Genomic DNA, 19,541 nt, shown 5'->3' with positions numbered 1-19,541 from the left:
ATTGGGTGGGTGTGAGGGTGTGCTGACGACCAGGCCGGACGATGCGGCCGGTTCTGCGGCCGCGTCAGCCCTTGCTTCCGGAGAAGGCGATGCCCTGGATGAACTGCTTCTGCAGGAACATGAACGTGACCAGCATCGGCAGCGTCGCCAGCAGCGCGCCCGCCATCAGCACCGGGTAGTCGGTGTTGTGCAGGCCCACCAGCTGCGACAGGCCGACCGAGAGGGGCATCTTCTCGGGGTCGGTGGTGACCACGAGGGGCCACAGCAGGTCGTTCCACGACCACAGCACGGTGAACACCACAAGGGCGATGATCCCCGGTTTGGCCAGCGGCAGCATCACCATCCAGAAGGTCTGCCACGGGTTCGCGCCGTCGATGCGCGCGGCCTCCTCGAGCTCCGCGGGCATCGACATGAAGAACTGGCGCATGAGGAACGTGCCGAAGGCGCTGAAGATGCCGGGCACGATGAGCGCCTGGAGCGTGTTCAGCCAGCCGAGCGACTGGATGATCTCGTACTGCGGCAGCAGGTACAGCTGCGAGGGGACCATCAGCACCGACAGGAACAGCACGAACACGAGGTTGCGTCCCCGGAACGGCAGGCGGGCGAAGCCGTAACCGGCCATGGTGCACAGCACCACCTGGCCGACGGTGCGGCCGATGGTCAGCAGCACCGAGTTCGCGAACATCTGGCCGAACGGCATCGAGGCGAAGACCTCGCTGAAGTTCGTCCACACCCAGGGCTGCGGGAAGATCACCGGCGGCACGGCGACCGACTGCTGGAAGGTCTTGAACGCGGTCAGCGTCTGCCACACGAAGGGGAAGATCATCGCGACGGCGCCGACGATGAGGATCGTGTGGACGAGCCAGTGCCCGCGCCGGCGGACCGGCTTGCCGGCGCCGCGGCTGCGCTGCGGCGCGGCGTTGACGACGGTGCGCGTGTCGAGGCTGAGCTCACTCATAGTGGACCCACTTCTTCTGCAGGCGGAACTGGATGACGGTCAGGATCAGGATGATCACGAGCAGCAGGAACGCGATCGCGGCCGCGTAGCCGCGCTCGTTCTCGATGAAGCCCGCTTCGTAGAACAGGTAGACGATCGTGCGGGTGTCGGGGATCGCGGGGTTGTTCTTGCCGAGCATCATGTAGATGAGGTCGAACACCTGCAGTGCGCCGATCACGCTGATGACGCTGACGAAGAAGATCGACGGCGACAGCAGGGGGATGGTGATCGAGAAGAACTTGCGGACGGGCCCTGCGCCGTCGAGGTCGGCGGCTTCCATGATGGTGTCGGGGATGCCCTGCAGCCCTGCCAGGAAGATCACGACGTTGGTGCCGAGGCCGGCCCAGATGCCCACGATCGCGATGGCGACCAGTGCGGTCGTCGGGTCGGTGAGCCAGGACTTGCCCTCGATGCCGAAGATGTGGAGGAACTGGTTGAGGACGCCGTAGTCGCCGTTGTAGATCATGCGCCACACCAGCGCGATGGCGGCGGGCATGGTCACGACGGGGATGAAGTACAGCGTCCGGTAGACGCCGCGCCCGCGCAGCCCGGTCGTGTTCAGCAGCGCGGCGATCGCGATCGCGATCGGGATGCCGATCAGGGCGATGATCGTGTACTGGGCGGTGTTGAGCAGGGCGCCGACGAGCTTCGGGTCCTGGAAGAGCTCGGTGTAGTTGTCGAGGCCGACGAACTCCGAGCCGCCGAACGGGCCGGTGTCGGTGAACGACATCGTGAAGGTGCGGACGGTCGGCCACAGGTAGAAGACCAGGAGGCCGACGGCGGTGGGCCCGATGAACAGCATCGCCCACCAGGACGACTGACCCGGCCCGCGTCCTCGCCGGCGGGAGCCGGGGGCGCGACGGCGCCCCCGGTCCAGCTGCGAGATCGGCGCGCTGGTGCGCTGCGCGATCAGATCCGACATGTCTACTCGTTCTGCTCGTCGTCCAGCGCCGCCTGCATCTGCGTGGCGAGCTCCTTCAGGCCGTCGGCTGCGGGGATGGTGCCCGCCCAGACCTGCGACAGGATGTCGGTCTCCTCCTGCGCCCACACCGAGGTGTTCTTCGAGACGGGGTACGGCACGGCGGTGGGAAGGGCGTCGGTGTAGGCCTTGAGGTTGTACTCGGGCATCGACTTGACCCACGTGTCGCTCATGCCGTTGAAGGCGGGGATGACGGTGCCCGTGGCGGCCTGGATCTCCGAGGCGGCCTCGCCGCTGGCGAAGGCGGCGAACTGCTTGGCCGCGTCGAGGTTCTTGCTCTTGGCGTTGGCGACGTTGGCGAGGCCGTGGATGATGCTCTGGTTGCCGGCGGGGCCCTCGGGCAGCGCCTGGACGTCGACCTTGCCGGCGATGTCGGCGTTCTCCTTGTAGCCGATCGCCGACCAGGAGCCGGCCTGCAGCATGGCGACCTTGCCCGAGAGGAACATGTCCGAGGGGAGCGTGTCGGTCATCTGCGCGGCGGTCGGCGACGTGCCGGCGTCGATGAACGACAGCCAGTACTCGATGCCCTCCAGCGCCTCGGGGGAGTCGTAGCCGGTCTTGGTGTGATCGTCGTTGATCACCTCGCCGCCTGCCTGCGCGATGGTGTCGTAGAAGTACTCCTGGCTGTACGGCGGGGCGGCGATGCCGTAGACGCCCTTCGCGGGGTCGGTGAGCTTGGCGGCCGCGTCCTGCATGTCGGCCCAGGTCCAGCCCTCCGCCGGGTAGGCGACGCCTGCCGCGTCGAACAGCTCCTTGTTGTACCAGACGGCGACGGTGTCGAAGTCCTTCGGGGCGCCGTACACCTTGCCGTCGTAGCTGTACAGGTCCACCAGCGCCTTCGGGTAGTCGCCGGTGTCGACGTCGTCGAGCGGGGCGATGACGCCGTTGGAGGCGTAGAGCTGGAAGTTCGGGCCGTTCATCCAGAAGACGTCGGGGCCGGAGCCGCCGGAGACCGCGGTCTGCAGCTTCGTCCAGTACTCCTTGTTGGGCGTCAGCTGGATGTCGATCGTGATGTTGGGGTGCTCCTTGTGGAACGCGTCCGCGATCTTCTCCATGGCCGGCTGCTGGTTCTGGTCCCAGATGGCGTAGGAGAGGGTGATGTCTCCGGACGAGGAGTCGCCGCCGGCTTCTGCGCTTCCGGAGCAGGCGGAGAGGGCGAGCGCGAGGACGCCCGCCGTGGACAGGACCGCGATGCCGCGGTTGCGGTGGGAGGGGTGACGCATGGTTATCAGGTGCTCCTTCGAACGTGATGACCGGGGTGGTGCTCCCCGGCGTTGTCGTGCGTTGAAGGGACGGTAACCGCCAGAAAGCGATCGATTCAACGAGAAGTCGCTCATTGCTCAGAGAAAATGAGCGATTATCGCTCAGAACTTGCGCATATAGGCTTCGGGCATGTCGAGTGGTGATGTGCAGAACGTCGAAGTCGAGCGCCGTGGACGCCTCAAGCGATCGCAGCGGATGATCGCGATCCTCACGCATCTGCGCGCCCGGGGGTCCGTCTCGCTGAGCGACCTGGCCGCCGAGCTGGAGGTGTCTCCCGCCACGATGCGCAGGGACATCGCCGAGCTCGAAGAGCAGGGGCTGCTGCAGCGCACGCACGGCGGCGCCACCGCGATCGAGTCAGCGGTGGAGCTGCCGGTGGGCCTGCGCAACACGCGGGTGCCCGAGGCGAAGACGGTCATCGCCCGCGGCGCCGCGCAGCTCGTGCCGGCAGGTCGTCACGTCGTCGCCCTCAACGGGGGCTCGACCACGCTCGAGACGGCGCGCGCGCTGTCGAACCGGCGGGACCTCACCATCGTGACCAACTCGCTCACCGCCGCCGGCGAGGTGGGCCGTCACCCCCACCTCCAGGTGATCATGACCGGGGGTGTCATGCGGTCGCACTCGTTCGAGCTCGTGGGCGCGCTCGCCGAGCAGACCTTCAACTCGGTGAACATCGGAACGGCCTTCCTCGGCGTGGACGGCATCTCGGCGACGACGGGGGCCACCACCCACGACGAGACAGAGGCTCGCACCAATCGCGCCATGGCCGCGCGCGCCCAGCGCACCGTGGTCGTCGCCGACGGCTCCAAGATCGGCGCCGTCACGGTCGCCAGCATCATGCCGGCGACCGAGATCGACGACCTCGTCACCGACTCCAGCGCCGACCCCGACCAGCTCGCCACCCTGCGCGAGCTCGGCATCCGGGTGCACGTCATGCCGGTGGCCGCGCGGTGACCGGTCTCGTCCTCACGGTCACGCCGAACCCCGCCGTCGACATCACGTGGCACACCGAGCGGATCGTCGAGGGCGGATCGCACCGCGTGGCCGCGGGCCTCGCGCGCGCGGGCGGCAAGGGACTCAACGTCGCCCGGGTCGTGCACCAGATGGGGTTGCCGACGCTGGCGGTGGCGGCCGTCGGGGGTGCGACCGGGGGCGAGTTCACCGCCGAGCTCGCCGCGTCGGGCGTCCCGCATCGGCTTGTGCCGTCGGATGCCGCCACCCGACGCACGATCGCGATCGTCGACGAGCACACCGGCGACGCGACGATCTTCAACGAACGGGGCGCGGACCCCGGCCCCGCGGCACGCGAGGAGCTGCAGCAGACCGTGGTCGCGGCGTCGAAGGATGCCGGAGCGCTCGTCGTGTCGGGAAGCCTCCCGCCGGGGATGCCCGTCGCTCTCGTCGAAGCGCTCGTGCGGATCGCGCAGGAGCGCGGCATCCCGTCGATCGTCGACAGCTCGGGCGACGCGCTGCTCGCGGCGGCGCGGGCAGGGGCCACCGTGCTCAAGCCCAATCGCGCCGAGCTCGCCGAGGCGACCGGCGTCGACGACGAGCTCGCGGCCGCCCGCGCGCTCCTCGGGGGCGGCACGCGCCTCGTGCTCGTCTCGCTCGGCGCCGACGGCATGCTGGCGGTGAGCGCCGACGGTGCCGCCCTGCACGCCCGGCTGCCGGAGGTGCTGGCGGGCAACCCGACCGGCGCCGGCGACGCGGCGGTGGCCGCGGCATCCGTCCTCCTGGCCCGCGGAGCGACCGCGCCCGAAGAGCTGCTGCGCGCAGCGGTGGCGTGGTCGGCCGCAGCCGTGCTCGAACCCGTCGCCGGGGCGATCTCGCCGCGGCACGCCGAATTCGCCGGACGGATCGTCGTGCGGCCCTACCCTCCGGAGACCCTGTGACCCTCGTCCTCAGCCGCGACCTCGTCGCGGACGCCGCAGCGCGCTCGTCCGCGGTCGGCGCCTTCAACGTCGTGCACCTCGAGACCGCGGAGGCGCTCGTGCGCGCGGCCGAGAACGCCCGGCTGCCGGTGATCCTGCAGATCTCCCAGAACTGCGCCGACTATCACGGCGGTCTGGCGCCCATCGCGCAGGCGACGCTCGCGCTGGCGGAGGCGTCGTCGGCGCCGGTGGCGGTGCACCTCGATCACGCCGAGCGAGAGGATCTGGTGAGCGAGGCGATCGACCTCGGCTTCGGCTCGGTGATGTTCGACGCCTCCCGTCTGCCGTACGACGAGAACGTCGCGGCCACCGCGCGGGTGGTCGCCGGGGCGCACGCGGCCGGCGCCTCGGTGGAGGGCGAGCTCGGCGAGATCGGCGGCAAGGACGGCGCGCATGCTCCCGGCGTGCGCACCGATCCCGACGAGGCACGCGCGTTCGTGGCCGCCACCGGCGTGGATGCGCTCGCGGTCGCCGTGGGGTCGTCCCACGCGATGACGGCGCGCACGGCGCAGCTGGACGTGGATCTGATCGCCCGCCTCCGTGCGGCGCTGGATGTCCCGCTCGTGCTGCACGGTTCGTCGGGCGTGGCCGACGACGTCCTGGTGCAGGCGATCTCGGCCGGCATGGCCAAGGTGAACGTGTCGACGCACCTGAACGGCTGCTTCACGCGCGCGGTGCGCGACGCGCTGGATGCCGATCCGAACCTCGTGGACTCGCGCCGCTACGTGCGCGAAGGGCGCGCGGCCGTCGCGGCGGAGGCGGAGCGGATGCTGCGTCTTTTCGCCGGCGACCTCGCACGCGTGCCGTGATCGAGCTGCGGCCTCTCGCCGACGCCGACGTCGACGCCCACAACGCCGGCGAGGACGACGAGACCATCCACTGGCTCACGGGAGGACGCGGCACCGCCGAGACCACCCGGCGGCACTTCGCGATGCTCGCCGAGAACGCGCGGCGCGGGGTGGGCAAGCGCGGGTTCGGCGTGTGGCTCGACGGCCGGCTGGCGGGCTACGTGGACTTCGATCCCGACCTCGCCGACCTCCCCGGACCCGGCGACGTCAACATCTCGTACGCCGTGCATCCGTGGGCCCGGCGCCGGTCGCTGGCCACCGCCGCGGTGCTGCTGCTGTGCGATCGGCTGAGTGCCGACGGGGTCGGAACGCGTGCCGTGATCCGGACGGAGCCCGACAACGTCGCGTCGGTGGGCGTGGCGGAGCGCTGCGGGTTCCGCTTCCACGGCGAGGTGCTCTCGGCGACGGACCGCCACTCCGACGGCACGCCGGTGCGTTACGCGGTGTACACGCGCCCGCTCATCGGGGCCGCTCCGGCACCGTGAGCGGCGCGATCCGCTCGGGTACGACCCAGCACGGGGTCACGGCATCCGGCTGACGAACTTCTTCGCGTCCACCGGCTTGCGGCGTCCCTCGCGCGAGCCCGCCGGCTTGCCGCCGACGTACAGCCAGCCCAGGAGCTCCTCGTTCTTCTTCAGGCCGTGCGCCTTGGCGACGGCCTTCGCCCGCGTGTAGTGGCCGGTACGCCAGATGACGCCCCACCCGGCCTCGTCCAGAAGCAGGCTCAGCGTGTGCGCGACGCCGGAGGCGACCGCCTCCTGCTCCCAGCGCGGCACCTTGTGGCTCTTGCGGTAGCTCGCGACGACGGCGATGAGCAGCGGTGCGCGCAGCGGCTTGGACGACGAGCCCTTCTCGCCGTCGGCCTTGTTGATCGCCCGGCCGAGTCGTTCGCGGTCGGCGCCGCGCAGCTCGATCAGCCGCCACGGCGCGAGAGACGAGTGGTCGGCGACCCGTCCGGCGGCCGCGACGAGCGCGAGCAGCTCGTCGGTGGTCGGCGTGTCGTCGGTGACCTTCGACCACGACCGTCGCGCCAGCGCGGCCTCACGGGCACCGGGCATCAGGCAGTGTCCTGCCCGGGGGTGAACTGCAGCGAGATCGAGTTCATGCAGTACCGGTCGCCGGTGGGGGTGCCGAACCCATCGGGGAAGACGTGGCCGAGGTGCGAGCCGCAGTTCGCGCAGCGCACCTCGGTGCGCACCATGCCGTGGCTGTCGTCCTCGATCAGCTCGACGGCCTCCGGACGGATCGACTCGTAGAAGCTCGGCCATCCGCAGTGCGAGTCGAACTTCGTCCCGCTCTGGAACAGCTCGGCCCCGCATGCCGCGCAGGTGTAGAGACCGGCGCGCTGCTCGTCGAGCAGTTCGCCGGTCCACGGGCGCTCGGTGCCCGCCTCGCGCAGCACCGCGTACTGGTCAGGGCTCAGCTCGGCGCGCCACTGGGCATCGCTCTTGTCGACGGCGTAGGTCATGGGGATCCTCCTCGGCCGCGCGTGCGGCACCCTCCATTCAACCGCAGCCGGTCGCAGCGGGGGCGCGCGCGTCTGAACGTCTGCCGCGAAACCGTGCGTGGGGTGCGCGAGGATGGCCGGGTGACAGACGCCAGCCCGGATGCCGAGGCCACCGCCGTCGCGGAGCGCTACGGCCGGTTCGCCCGCGACGAGGCGCCCGGTCGGTCGGCGCTCTACGCCGACTGGGCCGCCGGCGTCGCCGCCGACGGCGCGGTCGCGCGGATCCTCGCCGGGATCCCCGCCACGCACCGGCAGCCGCCGCTGGTGTTCGCCGTCACCCGCATGCTCGGGGCGCCCGAGGGAACCTACCCGGCGTGGGCAGCGTGGGTGCGGGACCATGCCGCCGACGTCGTGGTCGAGGCATCCCGCCGGCGCCTGCAGACCAACGAGCCGCAGCGCTGCGCGGCGCTGCTCCCTGCCCTGGCGAGCGTCGAGGGGCCGATCGCGCTGCTCGAGCTCGGTGCCAGTGCGGGGCTGTGCCTGTACCCCGATCGCTACTCCTACCGGTACCGCGCGGGTGGCGAGGTCGTCGCGCTGGATCCGCCGAGCGGGGAGTCGACCGTGGTGCTCGAGTGCGAGGTCAGCGGGCGCGCGCCGCTGCGGATGCCCGACGTGGTGTGGCGCGCGGGCATCGACCTCGAGCCGCTGGATGCCGCGGACGACGGCGACCGGCGCTTCCTCACCAGCCTGGTGTGGCCGGGCGAGGCCGGGCGTGAAGCCCGCATCGCCGCGGCCCTCGACATCGTCGCCGCCGACCCGCCGCTCCTGTTCGCCGGCGATGCGTCCGAGCCGGCCGTGCTGGCGGACGTCGCCGCGCGCGCACCGCGTGACGCGACGCTGGTCGTGACGACGCCCGGCGTGCTGCCGCACATCCCGCGCGTGGGCCGCGAGCGCCTCGTCGCCGCGGTGCGCGCCCTCGACGCCGTGTGGATCACGATCGACCCTCCAGGACTGCACGAGTGGTGGCATCCGCCCGTCGACCCCGCCACGTGGGGCGGCTTCGTGCTCGGCCGCGACGGCGAGGCGCTGGCCGCGGCCGATCCGCTGGGCGCGTTCGTGCACTGGCGCGCGTCGCAGGCGGGACGGAAGGATGCCGCGGGCTAGCGTGGACGGGTGCCCTTGACCGACCGCGATCGCGCCCTCCTCGACTTCGAGGCCGAGTGGCGCCGCCACGCGGGGGCCAAGGAGGAGGCGATCCGCGCCGACCTCGGCATGTCGCCGGCGCGGTACTACCAGCTGCTCGGCCGCCTCATCGACACCGCGGCCGCCCAGGAGCACGACCCGATGCTCGTCAAGCGTCTCCGCCGCCTTCGCGACGAGCGCCTGCAGGAGCGGGCCGCGCGCGCGGCCGACGCGCGCTGAGCGCGGCATCCGCGCTCGCGGTATCGCGTACCCGGCTGTCGCGCACGGAACCCACGGGTTCGGCCGGGTAACATCGTCGGGTGCCGACCTCCACCTTCCCCCGGGATCGTTTCGACGACGTACCGGAGACGGACCGCGTCGGCGCGCACCGGGCGGAGAACCCGCGGATGCGCGGCTGGCTCGTGTTCCTGTGGGCCGCAGTGGCCACCGTCGTGCTCGTCGCCGTCGGCATCTTCGGCACCCTGCTGGCCTCGGGTCGCATCGAGCTCGTGCCGACGCCGACGCCGACCGTCGAGCCGACGCCCGAGGTCACGCCGGTGATCGACCAGTCCTACGAGGTCATGATCCTCAACGCCACCCCCGAGCAGGGACTCGCCACGCAGATGAAGGAGGTCGTGGTGGGAGCCGGATGGGCCGCTGACGCGGTCACCGCAGGCGAAGCCGGCTCGGAGGACTTCCCGACCACCACGGTGTTCTACGTGAACCCCGCCGACGAAGCCGCCGCGAAGGGCCTGGCGCAGGTCATCGGCGGTGCGGCCACCGAGCAGAGCGAGGCGTACCCGCCGACGTCGCCCGACGTGCCGCAGCTGACCGTCGTGATCGGCCTCGACCGCACGGCCGCCGGGCAGACCCCCGCGCCGACTCCCTGAGCGCACCGACCCGTGTTTCACGCCGGTAAACACTTGTGTGCCTGCGTGTCAACAAGTGACGAAACCCGGCTGCGCCGTCCATCGCCCTGCATACGATGAAGCCCTGCACCGCCGGCAACAGGAGAAACGCATGACCCAGGGCACCGTCAAATGGTTCAACGCCGAGAAGGGATTCGGCTTCATCACCGTCGCCGACGGCCAGGACGTGTTCGTCCACTACTCGAACATCGACATGTCGGGCTTCCGCGTCCTCGAGGAGGGGCAGACCGTCGAGTTCACGGTCGGCTCCGGCCAGAAGGGCCCGCAGGCCGAGTCCGTGCGCGTCGTCTGAGCCCACGCGTCGGCGCGCGACGCCGACCGATGAACGAGACGGGATGCCGCCAGGCATCCCGTCTCGCTGTGTTTCGGCATCCCTCTCGCGGCTTGCACTCGATAGGGTCGAGTGCCAGAATGATTTAGCACTCGTGTTTGTTGAGTGCTAACACCCCAAGCCAACGTTCCGGAGGGACGACACACACATGGCAAAGATCATCGCTTTCGACGAGGAGGCCCGTCGCGGCCTCGAGCGCGGCCTGAACACGCTGGCCGATGCCGTCAAGGTGACGCTCGGCCCGCGCGGTCGCAACGTCGTGCTCGAGAAGAAGTGGGGCGCCCCCACGATCACGAACGACGGTGTCTCCATCGCCAAGGAGATCGAGCTGGACGACCCGTACGAGAAGATCGGCGCGGAGCTCGTCAAGGAGGTCGCCAAGAAGACCGACGACGTCGCCGGTGACGGCACCACCACCGCGACCGTCCTCGCCCAGGCGCTCGTGCGCGAGGGCCTGCGCAACGTCGCGGCCGGCGCCGACCCCATCTCGCTCAAGAAGGGCATCGAGAAGGCCGTCGCCGCCATCACCGCCGAGCTGCTCGAGTCCGCCAAGGAGGTCGAGTCCAAGGAGCAGATCGCCGCCACGGCGTCGATCTCTGCCGCCGACCCCGAGATCGGCGCGCTCATCGCCGAGGCCATCGACAAGGTGGGCAAGGAGGGCGTCGTCACCGTCGAGGAGTCGCAGACCTTCGGCACCGAGCTCGAGCTCACCGAGGGCATGCGCTTCGACAAGGGCTACATCAACCCCTACTTCGTCACGGACCCGGAGCGCCAGGAGGCGGTCTTCGAGGACCCGTACATCCTCATCGCGAACCAGAAGATCTCGAACATCAAGGACCTTCTGCCCGTCGTCGACAAGGTGATCCAGGACGGCAAGGAGCTCGTCATCATCGCCGAGGACGTCGAGGGCGAGGCTCTCGCGACGCTCGTGCTCAACAAGATCCGCGGCATCTTCAAGTCGGTCGCCGTCAAGGCTCCCGGCTTCGGCGACCGCCGCAAGGCGCAGCTGCAGGACATCGCGATCCTCACGGGTGGCCAGGTCATCACCGAGGAGGTCGGTCTCAAGCTCGAGAACGCCACCCTCGACCTGCTCGGCCGTGCGCGCAAGGTCATCGTCACCAAGGACGAGACCACGATCGTCGAGGGTGCCGGCGAGGCCGACCAGATCGAGGGTCGCGTGACCCAGATCCGCCGCGAGATCGACAACACCGACAGCGACTACGACCGCGAGAAGCTCCAGGAGCGCCTCGCCAAGCTCGCCGGCGGCGTCGCCGTCATCAAGGCGGGCGCGGCCACCGAGGTCGAGCTCAAGGAGCGCAAGCACCGCATCGAGGACGCCGTGCGCAACGCGAAGGCGGCCGTCGAGGAGGGCATCGTCCCCGGTGGTGGCGTCGCGCTCATCCAGTCGGGCCGCAAGGCTCTCGACTCGCTGCAGCTCACGGGCGACGAGGCGACCGGTGCGAACATCGTCCGCGTCGCGATCGAGGCTCCGCTGAAGCAGATCGCCCTCAACGCCGGTCTCGAGCCGGGCGTCGTGGCCAACAAGGTCTCGGAGCTCCCCGCGGGCCACGGCCTCAACGCCGCCACGGGCGAGTACGGTGACCTGTTCGCGCAGGGCATCATCGACCCCGCCAAGGTGACCCGTTCGGCGCTGCAGAACGCCGCGTCGATCGCCGGCCTCTTCCTCACGACCGAGGCCGTCGTCGCCGACAAGCCCGAGAAGGCCGCCGCTCCCGTCGGCGACCCGACCGGTGGCATGGACTTCTGATCCAGAACTCCACGACCGCGTAACGCGTTCACAGAACGGCCCCTCCTCGCGGAGGGGCCGTTCTGCATGTGCACCGGCTCAGCGGAACAGGCTCGCGGCCGCGATTTCGGTGTCGGCGTACTGACGGCCCGCGGCCCCCAGCGCGGCGTTGATGCCGGCGAGGGACTCCTCGACCTGGCGTTGCGTCGCGCGCCACTGCTCGACGACGCCCGAGAACGCGGCCGATGCGGCACCGGTCCACGAGGACTGCAGCTGCGTGAGCTGCGCGAGCATCGCGTCGGACTCGGCCTGCAGCCGGTCGATCGTGCCGCGCACCGTGGCGGTGGAGGTGAGGATGCTGTCGCTGTCGACGGTGAAGACGGCCATGGGGGCTCCTGATCAACGTGCGGCGGCCGGACGCCGATACCGCGGTGTCCGTCACGTTAGGCGTCGGCGCGGGCGCGGGAGGCGGCATCCGTCTCGCTGTGCGCGAACCTGCGTCGGCGGGTGCCGGGGGAGGAGCCTCGTCACTCCGCGGCGTCGGAGAGGCGCGCGAGCGGCTGCGTCGGCAGGTTCACGTGCTCGGCTGCGTCGCGCGCGTCGGCGAGCGGGAAGGCGACGCGGAACGTCGCGCCGCCGCCGGGGGTGTCGACGACGCCGACCGAGCCGTGCAGCGCCTCCACGATGGACGCGACGATCGACAGCCCCAGCCCTGAGCCCCCGGTCTCGCGGGTGCGCGAGGTGTCGGCGCGCCAGAACCGCTGGAAGATCTTGTCCTTGATCTGGTCGGGCACGCCCTCGCCGTGGTCGATGATCTCGATCCATCCCATGCGGGAGGGGGCGTCGACGCCGACCCGCAGGGCGATCGGGGAGTCTTCCGTGGTGAACCGGCGCGCGTTGCCGAGAAGGTTCGTCACGACCTGCCGGATGCGGTTCTCGTCGCCGAGCACCACCGGCACCAGCGTCTCGGCTGCGGGCGCCGGCTCGGCCGGCTCGAGCTCCGGGGTCGGCGCGCTGCCTGCCGCCCCGTCGGAGCCGGGTCCGGCAGGCGACTTGGGTCGGCGCCGCAGGAGTGACAGCGTAGCGCCCGCCCGCGTGATGGCGGACGGACCGCCGCGCCGCTTGGCCTCAGTGGCGACGGACGCCGTCTCCGTGACCGGCGCGGAGGGCTCCTCGATGGTGCTGTCGATGACGGTGACCGGGCGCATCGGCGCCGCGGCGCGCACGTCGAGGGCGGCATCGCGTGCGATGGGTCGCAGATCCACCGGGGCGATGACCACGTCGCGCCGTTCGTCGAGGCGGGCCAGCGCCAGCAGGTCCTCGACGAGCAGGCCCATGCGGATCGCCTCCTTCTCGATCCGCTCCATCGACTGCGCGACCTCATCGTCGCCGCGCACGGCGCCCATGCGGTACAGCTCGGCGTAGCCGCGCACGGTCACCAGCGGCGTGCGCAGCTCGTGGCTCGCGTCGCCGATGAAGCGCCGCATCTGGCGGACCGTGGCGTCGCGCTGCGAGATCGCGGAGTCCACGCGATCGAGCATCGCGTTGATGGCCGTCTTGAGCCGGCCCACCTCGGTGGTCTTCGGCTCGATGTCGGTCATGCGCTGGCTGAGGTCGCCCGCCGCGATCGCGTCGGCGGTGGACTCGACCTGCCCGAGGCTGCGGAAGGTCAGCGTGACCAGGAAGCGTGTGGCGAAGGCGCCGGCGATGAGCACCACGAGCGCCAGGATCGAGTAGATGCCGATGTAGTTGGCGATCGTGCGGTTCACGGGGGCGAGGGGCGCCGCGACCAGTTGCGGGTACTGGATGCCGGCATCCGCGGACTGCTGGTTCGACACGGTCGCCAGGAACGCGGCCTCGTCGTCGGCCGAGTGCAGCTCGCGGAACTGCAGCTCGCTGGTCACGGCCTCTTGCGGTGTCAGCGTCGTCGGGACGACCGGTGCGGGCCCGCCGCGCCCGCCGACCAGTGCCAGCAGGTTGTCGGTCTTCTCGATCGGGTCGTAGACGGCGACGAAGTAGTCGACGGGGGCGGACGTCTCCTTCGCGTCGACGACCAGATGGCCGTCGACGGACGAGAAGTCGAGCATCGGGGCAGCGGCCTCGGTGCGCGCCAGGGCGACCAGCTGCGCCTCGACGCCGTCGAGGAGGGAGTTGCGCAGGAACACCGCGGTGCCCACGCCCGCGGCGATGAGCCCCACGCCCAGGAGCGCGACAGTGACCCCGGTGACCTTCGCGCGCAGACTCGTGCCGCGCCACCACCGGGTGATCGCGTCAGGCTTCTGCGCCAGGTCGCCCCCCTCAGCTCGCCGCGCTTACGCGGTCTTGCCGGCCTTCAGCATGTAGCCGAAGCCGCGCTTGGTCTGGATGAGCGGCTCGGACGAGTGCGGATCGATCTTGCGACGCAGGTACGAGATGTAGCTCTCGACGATGCCGGCGTCGCCGTTGAAGTCGTACTCCCACACGTGGTCGAGGATCTGCGCCTTCGACAGCACCCGGTTCGGGTTGAGCATGAGGTAGCGCAGCAGCTTGAACTCGGTGGGGCTGAGGTCGATGGAGGCGTCGCCCACCTGGACGTCGTGGGTGTCCTGGTCCATGGTCAGCTCGCCGGCGCGGATCACCGACTCCTCGTCGGCCTGCATCGTCCGGCGCAGGATCGCCTGGATGCGTGCGACGATCTCGTCGAGGCTGAACGGCTTGGTGACGTAGTCGTCGCCGCCGGCGTTGAGCCCCGTGATCTTGTCCTCCGTCTCGTCCTTCGCAGTGAGGAAGAGGATCGGCGCGGTGTACCCGGCGCCGCGGAGACGCTTGGTGACGCTGAACCCGTTCATGTCGGGCAGCATCACGTCGAGGATGATGAGGTCGGGCTCCTCCTCGAGGACCGCCGAGATCGTCTGGGCGCCGTTGGAGACGGCGCGGACCTGGAATCCGGCGAATCGCAGGCTCGTGATCAGCAGATCGCGGATGTTCGGTTCGTCGTCCACAACGAGGATGCGCGGTGCGGTCATGCCCTCATTATGTCGGCGGAAACGGTGCCGCGGCGGGATATCGGTGCCGCGGTCGCGAATTGACTCACGCCGCCCCGGCGCGGATCTCGACGCAGCAGCGGCCTTCGGACGGTGCCAGCACGGGCGTGCGCGCATCGTCCGTCGCCGCTGCGAGCCCCTTCACCAGCTCGAGGTTCGCGCCGCAGATGAGCGCCGTGTGCCGGGTCGCGAGCGCGTGGAACGGGCAGTTCTCGAGCACCAGGGAGTCGGATGCCGCGTCCTGCGCCGTGCCCGTGGCGCGCGGTGCGTACCCGCACACGGCGAGCGCCTCCGCGAGGTCGGCGCGCCCCGCGCCGATCGCGGTGCCCGCAGCGAAGGCCTGCGTGGCGAGGGCGTCGCGGACGGGGATGCCGCGGTCGTCGGCCTCCTGGACCGCGGCGGCCAGCAGCTCGCCGGCCAGTTCGTAGTGACGTTCCGGGATGCTCGCCGCGAGCTCCGCCGCCGCGGCGCGATAGAGCTTGGCGGGCCGGCCGGCGCCGGGGCCGGTGCGCCCGGTACGGCGGCGGTACTCGACGGTGACGAGCCCGGCCTCGGCGAGCCTGTCGAGGTGGAAGGCCGCGGTGCTGCGGGCCATGCCGAGGGCGTCTGCGGCGTCGTCGCGGCTGACGGCGCGCTCGGTGGCGAGGCGGTAGAGGGCCCGGCGCTGCGGGTCGCCGAGCGCGGCGATCGCGTCGGTGCGCTCGGGCACCAGAGGAACCGGGACGTCGGTGCTCACGAGTCGAGTGTACCTCTAAAACCAAGGATCTTGACAAAAGAATTCCACGGACCTAACGTCGGGCCCAGAGGGATCCCGCGCCCCCGGCGAAGGAGCACGATGATGTCGACCACGGTCCACGCGACGGCGCTGCATGTCGTCACCGACGACGCCCCGGCAGATCGCGACCGGGCGATGAGCGCTGTGGCGGACCTCCTGGCCTCCCTCGGATACGACCCCGACGAAGGGGACCTCGCCGAGACGCCGCGGCGCGTGGCCGACGCGTTCATCGAGATGCTCACGCCGCAGCCGTTCGAGATGACGACGTTCCCCAACGACGACGCGTACGACGAGGCGGTCGTGGTCGGCGGCATCCCGTTCGTCTCGCTGTGCCGCCACCATCTGCTGCCCTTCCGGGGGACGGCGGCGGTCGCGTACCTGCCCGACACGCGCCTGGTGGGCCTGTCCAAGCTCGCGCGCGTCGTCGCCCATCACGCCCGCGGTCTGCAGGTGCAGGAGTCGCTGACGATGCAGATCGCCCGCACGCTGGAGGGGGCGCTCGCGCCGCGCGGCGTAGGCGTCGTGGTCGAGGCCGAGCATCTGTGCATGGCGGTGCGCGGCGTGCGGGTCGCCGGCGCCACGACGCGCACGTCCGCGTTCCGCGGCGCGTTCGCGGGCGATGCGGCTCTGCAGGCGCAGGTGGTCGCCGCCGTGGCATGACCCGCACACGGGTGAGAGGAGTCGACATGAACCACATGCTGATCATCGGCGGCGGCGTCGCAGGGGGTACCGCCGCAGCGACGCTGCGCAAGGAGGGGTTCGAGGGCGACATCACCGTGGTGGCCGCCGAGGCGCACCCGCCCTATCAGCGGCCGCCGCTGTCGAAGGGCTACCTGGCGGGGACCGAGGGGACGGATGCCGTCATCCTGCACCCGGCCCACTGGTACGCCGAGCACGGCATCCGCCTGCTCGCCGGCACGGCTGCGACGTCGCTGGATCCCGCCGCGCACACCGTGGAGCTCGACGACGGACGGTCTCTGTCGTACGACGCCGTGCTCATCGCGACCGGCGCCACCCCGCGCATGATCCCGCTGCCCGGTCACGACCTGCCGGGCGTCATGACGCTGCGCCGCCTGGACGACTCCGACGTGCTGGCCGGGCTGCTGCGCGAGGGAGGCAAGCGGCTCGTCGTGATCGGCGCCGGCTGGATCGGCATGGAGGTGGCCGCCACCGCCCGGTCGCTGGGCAACGAGGTCGCGATCCTCGAACGCGACGCGGTGCCGCTCGCTGCCGCGCTCGGCCCCGAGATGGGCGAGGTCTTCCGTGGCCTGCACCTCGAGCACGGCGTCGACCTGCGCACGTCGGTCGCCGTCGACCGGATCGTCGGCGACGACCGCGCCGAGGGCGTGATGGTCGACGGCGAGACGCTGCCGGCCGATCTGGTCCTCATCGGCGTGGGCGCGGCGCCCGACACCCGGCTCGCCGAGACGGCCGGACTGGACCTCCTCAACGGCATCCTCACCGACGCCGCCTTGCGCACCAGCGCGCCCGGTGTGTTCGCCGCAGGCGACGTCGCGAACGCGTTCCACCCCGTGCTGCAGCGCCACCTGCGCAGCGAGCACTGGGCCAACGCGCTGCACGCGGGCAAGACCGTGGCCCGGTCGATGCTCGGGCAGCCTGCATCCTTCGACGAGATCCCGTACTTCTACACCGACCAGTACGACCTCGGGATGGAGCTGTCGGGGTATGCGCCGTTGATGGCGGATGCCGAGCTGGTGGTGCGGGGCGACGTCGGCGCGCGCGAGTTCATCGCCTTCTGGGTCGATGACGGCCGGGTGGTCGCGGGGATGAACGTCAACGTCTGGGACGTCAACGAGAAGGTGCAGGACCTGATCCGCTCGGGCGCGCGACCGGATCCGGATCGGCTGCGCGACCCCGATGTGCCGCTGGAGGAGCTGCTGCCGTGACCCTCGCGACCGGCGCGCCGGCCACGACGGCGCTCGACCTGCCCGGCGGGCCGCTCGACCTCTCGCGGCACGTCGCCGTCATGGCGATCGTGAACCGCACGCCCGACTCGTTCTACGACCAGGGCGCGACGTTCGCGCTCGAGGCCGCGGTCGCGGCGGGGGTGGCCGCCGCCCGGGCGAGGGCGGAGATCGTCGACGTGGGCGGCGTGAAGTTCGCGCCCGGACCGCCGGTGCCGATCGACGAGGAGATCGCCCGTGTCGTCCCGGTCGTGCGCGAACTGGCGCCGCTCGTCCGCGTCAGCGTCGACACCTTCCACCCCGAGGTCGCGCACGCCGCGATCGAGGCCGGCGCCGCGATCATCAACGACACGACCGGCCTGCGCGACCCGGCGATGGCCGAGGTCGTCGCCCGCGGCGGGGCCGCCGTCGTCATCGCCCATAGTCTCGCCGCACCGAGGACGCAGCATCCGCTTCCGCACTACGACGACGTGGTCGACGACATCGCGCGGTTCCTGGCCGAACGGCGCGACCGTGCGCGCGAGCACGGCGTGCCCGATTCGCGGATCATCCTCGACCCGGGTCACGACCTCAACAAGAACACCCGCCAGACGCTGGAGCTCACGCGGCGGCTGGGGGAGCTCGGCGTCCTCGGCTCTCCGCTGCTGGTCGCGCTGTCGAACAAGGACTTCGTCGGCGAGGCCCTCGGCCGGGAGCGGAGCGACCGGCTTCCCGGATCGCTCGCGGCGGCGGTGTACTGCGTGCTGCAGGGCGCCCGCATCGTGCGGGCGCACAACGTCAGCGAGACGGTCGACGCGATGCGCATGGTCGAAGCGATCCTCGGCTGGCGCCCGCCCGCCTACGAACTGCACAACACCCGCCCCGAGGGGAACGACTGATGCCCACCCGCGCGGAGCTGTTCGACGCCTACGCGCTCCCCACCCGCGACCGCCCGCGGGTTCGCGTGAACTTCATCTCGAGCGCCGACGGCGCGGTGACCCTCGACGGCCGCAGCGGTGCGCTCGGCGGCGCCACCGATCGCGCCGTGATGCAGGTGCTGAGGACGATGGCCGACGTCGTGCTCGTCGGCGCCGGGACCGTGCGCGCCGAGGGGTACGGCGGACTCGCGGTCGACGAGGAGGGCGTCCGCTGGCGTCGTGCGCACGGGCTCGACGACCAGCCCGCCCTCGCGGTGGTGAGCGCGCAGCTGCATCTCGACCCCGGCGACCCGGTGTTCACGCAGGCCGTGCGCCGGCCCGTGATCGTGACGACGGATGCCGCGGCCGCGGCTCGCGGGGCGCTCTTCGAGCAGGTGGCCGGTGTGCTGGCGTGGGGGGAGGGGACCGTCGACCTCGCCGAGATGCTCGGAGCGTTCGCGCGCCGCGGATGGACGCAGGTGCTGTGCGAAGGCGGGCCGCACCTGTTCGGCGCGCTGCTTCAGGCACACCTCGTCGACGAGGTGTGCCTGACGGTCGCGCCGCGGTTGGTCGGGGGAGAGGCCAGCCGGATCGTGCAGGGCGTCGCTGAGGGGGACCGGCGCTTCGCGCTGGCGGGTGTCCTCGCCGACGACGAGGGGTTCGTCTTCCTGCGCTACGCCGCGCGCTGAGCCCCGCGGCGTCTCGCAGTCAGCCCGCCAGGGCGGCGTCGACCGCTCGCGTGATGGCGTCCTCGATGGGCGCACCCGGGTCGACCGTGAGGCGGTGCAGCAGCAGGCCGTCGCCGGTGGCCATCAGGAAGGTGGCGCTCGTCTCCGCCTCGGCGCCGCCGAGGTCGCGGAGGATGCCGCGGACCCACTGCTCCATGGCCTGACGTCCCGCCCGCAGGGGTTGCACCGCCTCCTCGTCCGCCTCCAGGAACAGCGCGTATCGCGCTCTGGTGCGGGTGGCCAGTGCGCCGGACTGCACGGCGATCATCCCGGTGAGCATGGCGATCAGCTGCTCGCGAGTGCGGATGTCGGCTGTGCCCGCGTCGCGTCGCTCCTCGGTGGTGATCCAGTCGATGACCCCTGCGACGAGGGCGGCACGCGTCCGGAAGTGGTTCGACGTCGATCCCGGCGGGAGGCCGGCCGCGGCATCCACTCTCCCGTGCGTCAGGGCGCGCACCCCTTCCGTGCCGACGAGGGTGACGGCGGCCTCGAGGGCGCGACGGCGGGTCTGGCTCACGGATCGACCCTAAGGGCACTACG

At 71.2% G+C, this 19,541-nt stretch carries 23 protein-coding genes; 13 read left to right on the top strand and 10 right to left on the bottom strand.

The annotated features are described in order from the left end of the window. Positions 1-64 precede the first annotated feature (64 nt). The 3 genes from AC1DDU_RS01710 to AC1DDU_RS01700 are packed head-to-tail and all read right to left on the bottom strand — an operon-like array spanning position 65 to position 3,199. On the bottom strand, positions 65-958 hold the full coding sequence (locus AC1DDU_RS01710; RefSeq protein ID WP_477430899.1) for a carbohydrate ABC transporter permease: 894 nt from the start codon (positions 956-958) through the stop codon (positions 65-67). Further along, the gene (locus tag AC1DDU_RS01705) at positions 951-1,919 is read right to left on the bottom strand and encodes a carbohydrate ABC transporter permease (RefSeq protein WP_477430898.1); all 969 of its coding nucleotides are present in this window, start codon (positions 1,917-1,919) and stop codon (positions 951-953) included. The genes AC1DDU_RS01710 and AC1DDU_RS01705 overlap by 8 nt, the downstream gene beginning before the upstream one ends. Before the next feature lie 2 nt (positions 1,920-1,921). Next, positions 1,922-3,199 carry an ABC transporter substrate-binding protein gene (locus AC1DDU_RS01700; RefSeq protein ID WP_477430897.1) on the bottom strand — a complete coding sequence of 426 codons (1,278 nt, stop codon included), beginning with the start codon at positions 3,197-3,199 and terminating at the stop codon, positions 1,922-1,924. Positions 3,200-3,368: 169 nt separating this feature from the next. Between AC1DDU_RS01700 and AC1DDU_RS01695 the strand changes: the two genes are divergently transcribed. The 4 genes from AC1DDU_RS01695 to AC1DDU_RS01680 are packed head-to-tail and all read left to right on the top strand — an operon-like array spanning position 3,369 to position 6,503. Further along, positions 3,369-4,193 carry a DeoR/GlpR family DNA-binding transcription regulator gene (locus AC1DDU_RS01695; RefSeq protein WP_477430896.1) on the top strand — a complete coding sequence of 275 codons (825 nt, stop codon included), beginning with the start codon at positions 3,369-3,371 and terminating at the stop codon, positions 4,191-4,193. Continuing rightward, entirely contained in the window at positions 4,190-5,131 is a 942-nt protein-coding gene (locus AC1DDU_RS01690) for a 1-phosphofructokinase family hexose kinase (protein ID WP_477430895.1), read from the top strand. The genes AC1DDU_RS01695 and AC1DDU_RS01690 overlap by 4 nt, the downstream gene beginning before the upstream one ends. After that, positions 5,128-5,979 (top strand): class II fructose-bisphosphate aldolase, encoded by an 852-nt coding sequence (locus AC1DDU_RS01685; protein ID WP_477430894.1) that lies wholly within the window; start codon positions 5,128-5,130, stop codon positions 5,977-5,979. The genes AC1DDU_RS01690 and AC1DDU_RS01685 overlap by 4 nt, the downstream gene beginning before the upstream one ends. Next, positions 5,976-6,503, top strand: coding sequence for a GNAT family N-acetyltransferase (locus AC1DDU_RS01680; RefSeq protein ID WP_477430893.1), 528 nt, complete (start codon positions 5,976-5,978; stop codon positions 6,501-6,503). Before AC1DDU_RS01685 ends, AC1DDU_RS01680 begins: the two co-directional genes overlap by 4 nt. A 36-nt stretch (positions 6,504-6,539) precedes the next feature. Here AC1DDU_RS01680 and AC1DDU_RS01675 read toward each other — a convergent pair whose 3' ends face one another. After that, a complete protein-coding gene (locus tag AC1DDU_RS01675) occupies positions 6,540-7,076 on the bottom strand; it encodes a nitroreductase family protein (RefSeq protein ID WP_477430892.1) in 537 nt (178 codons plus the stop codon). Further along, positions 7,076-7,486, bottom strand: coding sequence for a peptide-methionine (R)-S-oxide reductase MsrB (msrB, locus tag AC1DDU_RS01670; protein WP_477430891.1), 411 nt, complete (start codon positions 7,484-7,486; stop codon positions 7,076-7,078). The genes AC1DDU_RS01675 and msrB overlap by 1 nt, the downstream gene beginning before the upstream one ends. A gap of 120 nt (positions 7,487-7,606) precedes the next feature. Between msrB and AC1DDU_RS01665 the strand changes: the two genes are divergently transcribed. From AC1DDU_RS01665 to groL, 5 genes are all read left to right on the top strand, one after another. Continuing rightward, positions 7,607-8,629 carry a DUF2332 family protein gene (locus tag AC1DDU_RS01665; RefSeq protein ID WP_477430890.1) on the top strand — a complete coding sequence of 341 codons (1,023 nt, stop codon included), beginning with the start codon at positions 7,607-7,609 and terminating at the stop codon, positions 8,627-8,629. A 9-nt stretch (positions 8,630-8,638) separates the two neighbouring features. After that, on the top strand, positions 8,639-8,887 hold the full coding sequence (locus tag AC1DDU_RS01660; RefSeq protein WP_477430889.1) for a DUF3263 domain-containing protein: 249 nt from the start codon (positions 8,639-8,641) through the stop codon (positions 8,885-8,887). 80 nt (positions 8,888-8,967) lie between these two features. Beyond that, positions 8,968-9,537, top strand: coding sequence for a LytR C-terminal domain-containing protein (locus AC1DDU_RS01655; protein WP_477430888.1), 570 nt, complete (start codon positions 8,968-8,970; stop codon positions 9,535-9,537). Between the two features lie 130 nt (positions 9,538-9,667). After that, the gene (locus AC1DDU_RS01650; protein ID WP_045298154.1) at positions 9,668-9,868 is read left to right on the top strand and encodes a cold-shock protein; all 201 of its coding nucleotides are present in this window, start codon (positions 9,668-9,670) and stop codon (positions 9,866-9,868) included. Between the two features lie 187 nt (positions 9,869-10,055). Further along, positions 10,056-11,675 (top strand): chaperonin GroEL, encoded by a 1,620-nt coding sequence (gene groL, locus AC1DDU_RS01645; protein WP_477430887.1) that lies wholly within the window; start codon positions 10,056-10,058, stop codon positions 11,673-11,675. A gap of 78 nt (positions 11,676-11,753) precedes the next feature. On the opposite strand, the gene AC1DDU_RS01640 is transcribed toward groL, so the two are convergent. The 4 genes from AC1DDU_RS01640 to AC1DDU_RS01625 form a co-directional block, all read right to left on the bottom strand. Then, complete coding sequence (locus AC1DDU_RS01640) at positions 11,754-12,041, bottom strand: WXG100 family type VII secretion target (protein ID WP_477430886.1); 288 nt, start codon at positions 12,039-12,041, stop codon at positions 11,754-11,756. Positions 12,042-12,181: 140 nt separating this feature from the next. Next, positions 12,182-13,819: a sensor histidine kinase gene (locus tag AC1DDU_RS01635; RefSeq protein ID WP_477433395.1), complete on the bottom strand. Its 1,638-nt coding sequence runs from the start codon at positions 13,817-13,819 to the stop codon at positions 12,182-12,184. Between the two features lie 147 nt (positions 13,820-13,966). Continuing rightward, the gene (locus AC1DDU_RS01630) at positions 13,967-14,659 is read right to left on the bottom strand and encodes a response regulator transcription factor (RefSeq protein WP_191765703.1); all 693 of its coding nucleotides are present in this window, start codon (positions 14,657-14,659) and stop codon (positions 13,967-13,969) included. Positions 14,660-14,723: 64 nt separating this feature from the next. Further along, a complete protein-coding gene (locus tag AC1DDU_RS01625) occupies positions 14,724-15,413 on the bottom strand; it encodes a helix-turn-helix transcriptional regulator (RefSeq protein ID WP_477430885.1) in 690 nt (229 codons plus the stop codon). 102 nt (positions 15,414-15,515) lie between these two features. Between AC1DDU_RS01625 and folE the strand changes: the two genes are divergently transcribed. Genes folE through AC1DDU_RS01605 form a run of 4 tightly spaced genes read left to right on the top strand, consistent with a single transcriptional unit; the run spans position 15,516 to position 18,962 of the window. Continuing rightward, on the top strand, positions 15,516-16,112 hold the full coding sequence (folE, locus tag AC1DDU_RS01620) for a GTP cyclohydrolase I (protein WP_477430884.1): 597 nt from the start codon (positions 15,516-15,518) through the stop codon (positions 16,110-16,112). A gap of 26 nt (positions 16,113-16,138) precedes the next feature. Beyond that, positions 16,139-17,359: an NAD(P)/FAD-dependent oxidoreductase gene (locus AC1DDU_RS01615; RefSeq protein WP_477430883.1), complete on the top strand. Its 1,221-nt coding sequence runs from the start codon at positions 16,139-16,141 to the stop codon at positions 17,357-17,359. Continuing rightward, complete coding sequence (gene folP / locus AC1DDU_RS01610) at positions 17,356-18,255, top strand: dihydropteroate synthase (RefSeq protein ID WP_477430882.1); 900 nt, start codon at positions 17,356-17,358, stop codon at positions 18,253-18,255. Before AC1DDU_RS01615 ends, folP begins: the two co-directional genes overlap by 4 nt. Then, complete coding sequence (locus AC1DDU_RS01605; RefSeq protein WP_477430881.1) at positions 18,255-18,962, top strand: pyrimidine reductase family protein; 708 nt, start codon at positions 18,255-18,257, stop codon at positions 18,960-18,962. The genes folP and AC1DDU_RS01605 overlap by 1 nt, the downstream gene beginning before the upstream one ends. Positions 18,963-18,981: 19 nt before the next feature. On the opposite strand, the gene AC1DDU_RS01600 is transcribed toward AC1DDU_RS01605, so the two are convergent. After that, a complete protein-coding gene (locus AC1DDU_RS01600; protein ID WP_477430880.1) occupies positions 18,982-19,518 on the bottom strand; it encodes a TetR/AcrR family transcriptional regulator in 537 nt (178 codons plus the stop codon). Positions 19,519-19,541 lie beyond the last annotated feature (23 nt).

Source organism: Microbacterium sp. 05T445, from assembly GCF_056395865.1.
The sequence above is the reverse complement of the archived record's forward strand: the minus strand, read 5'-3'. Positions and strand labels throughout refer to the sequence as shown.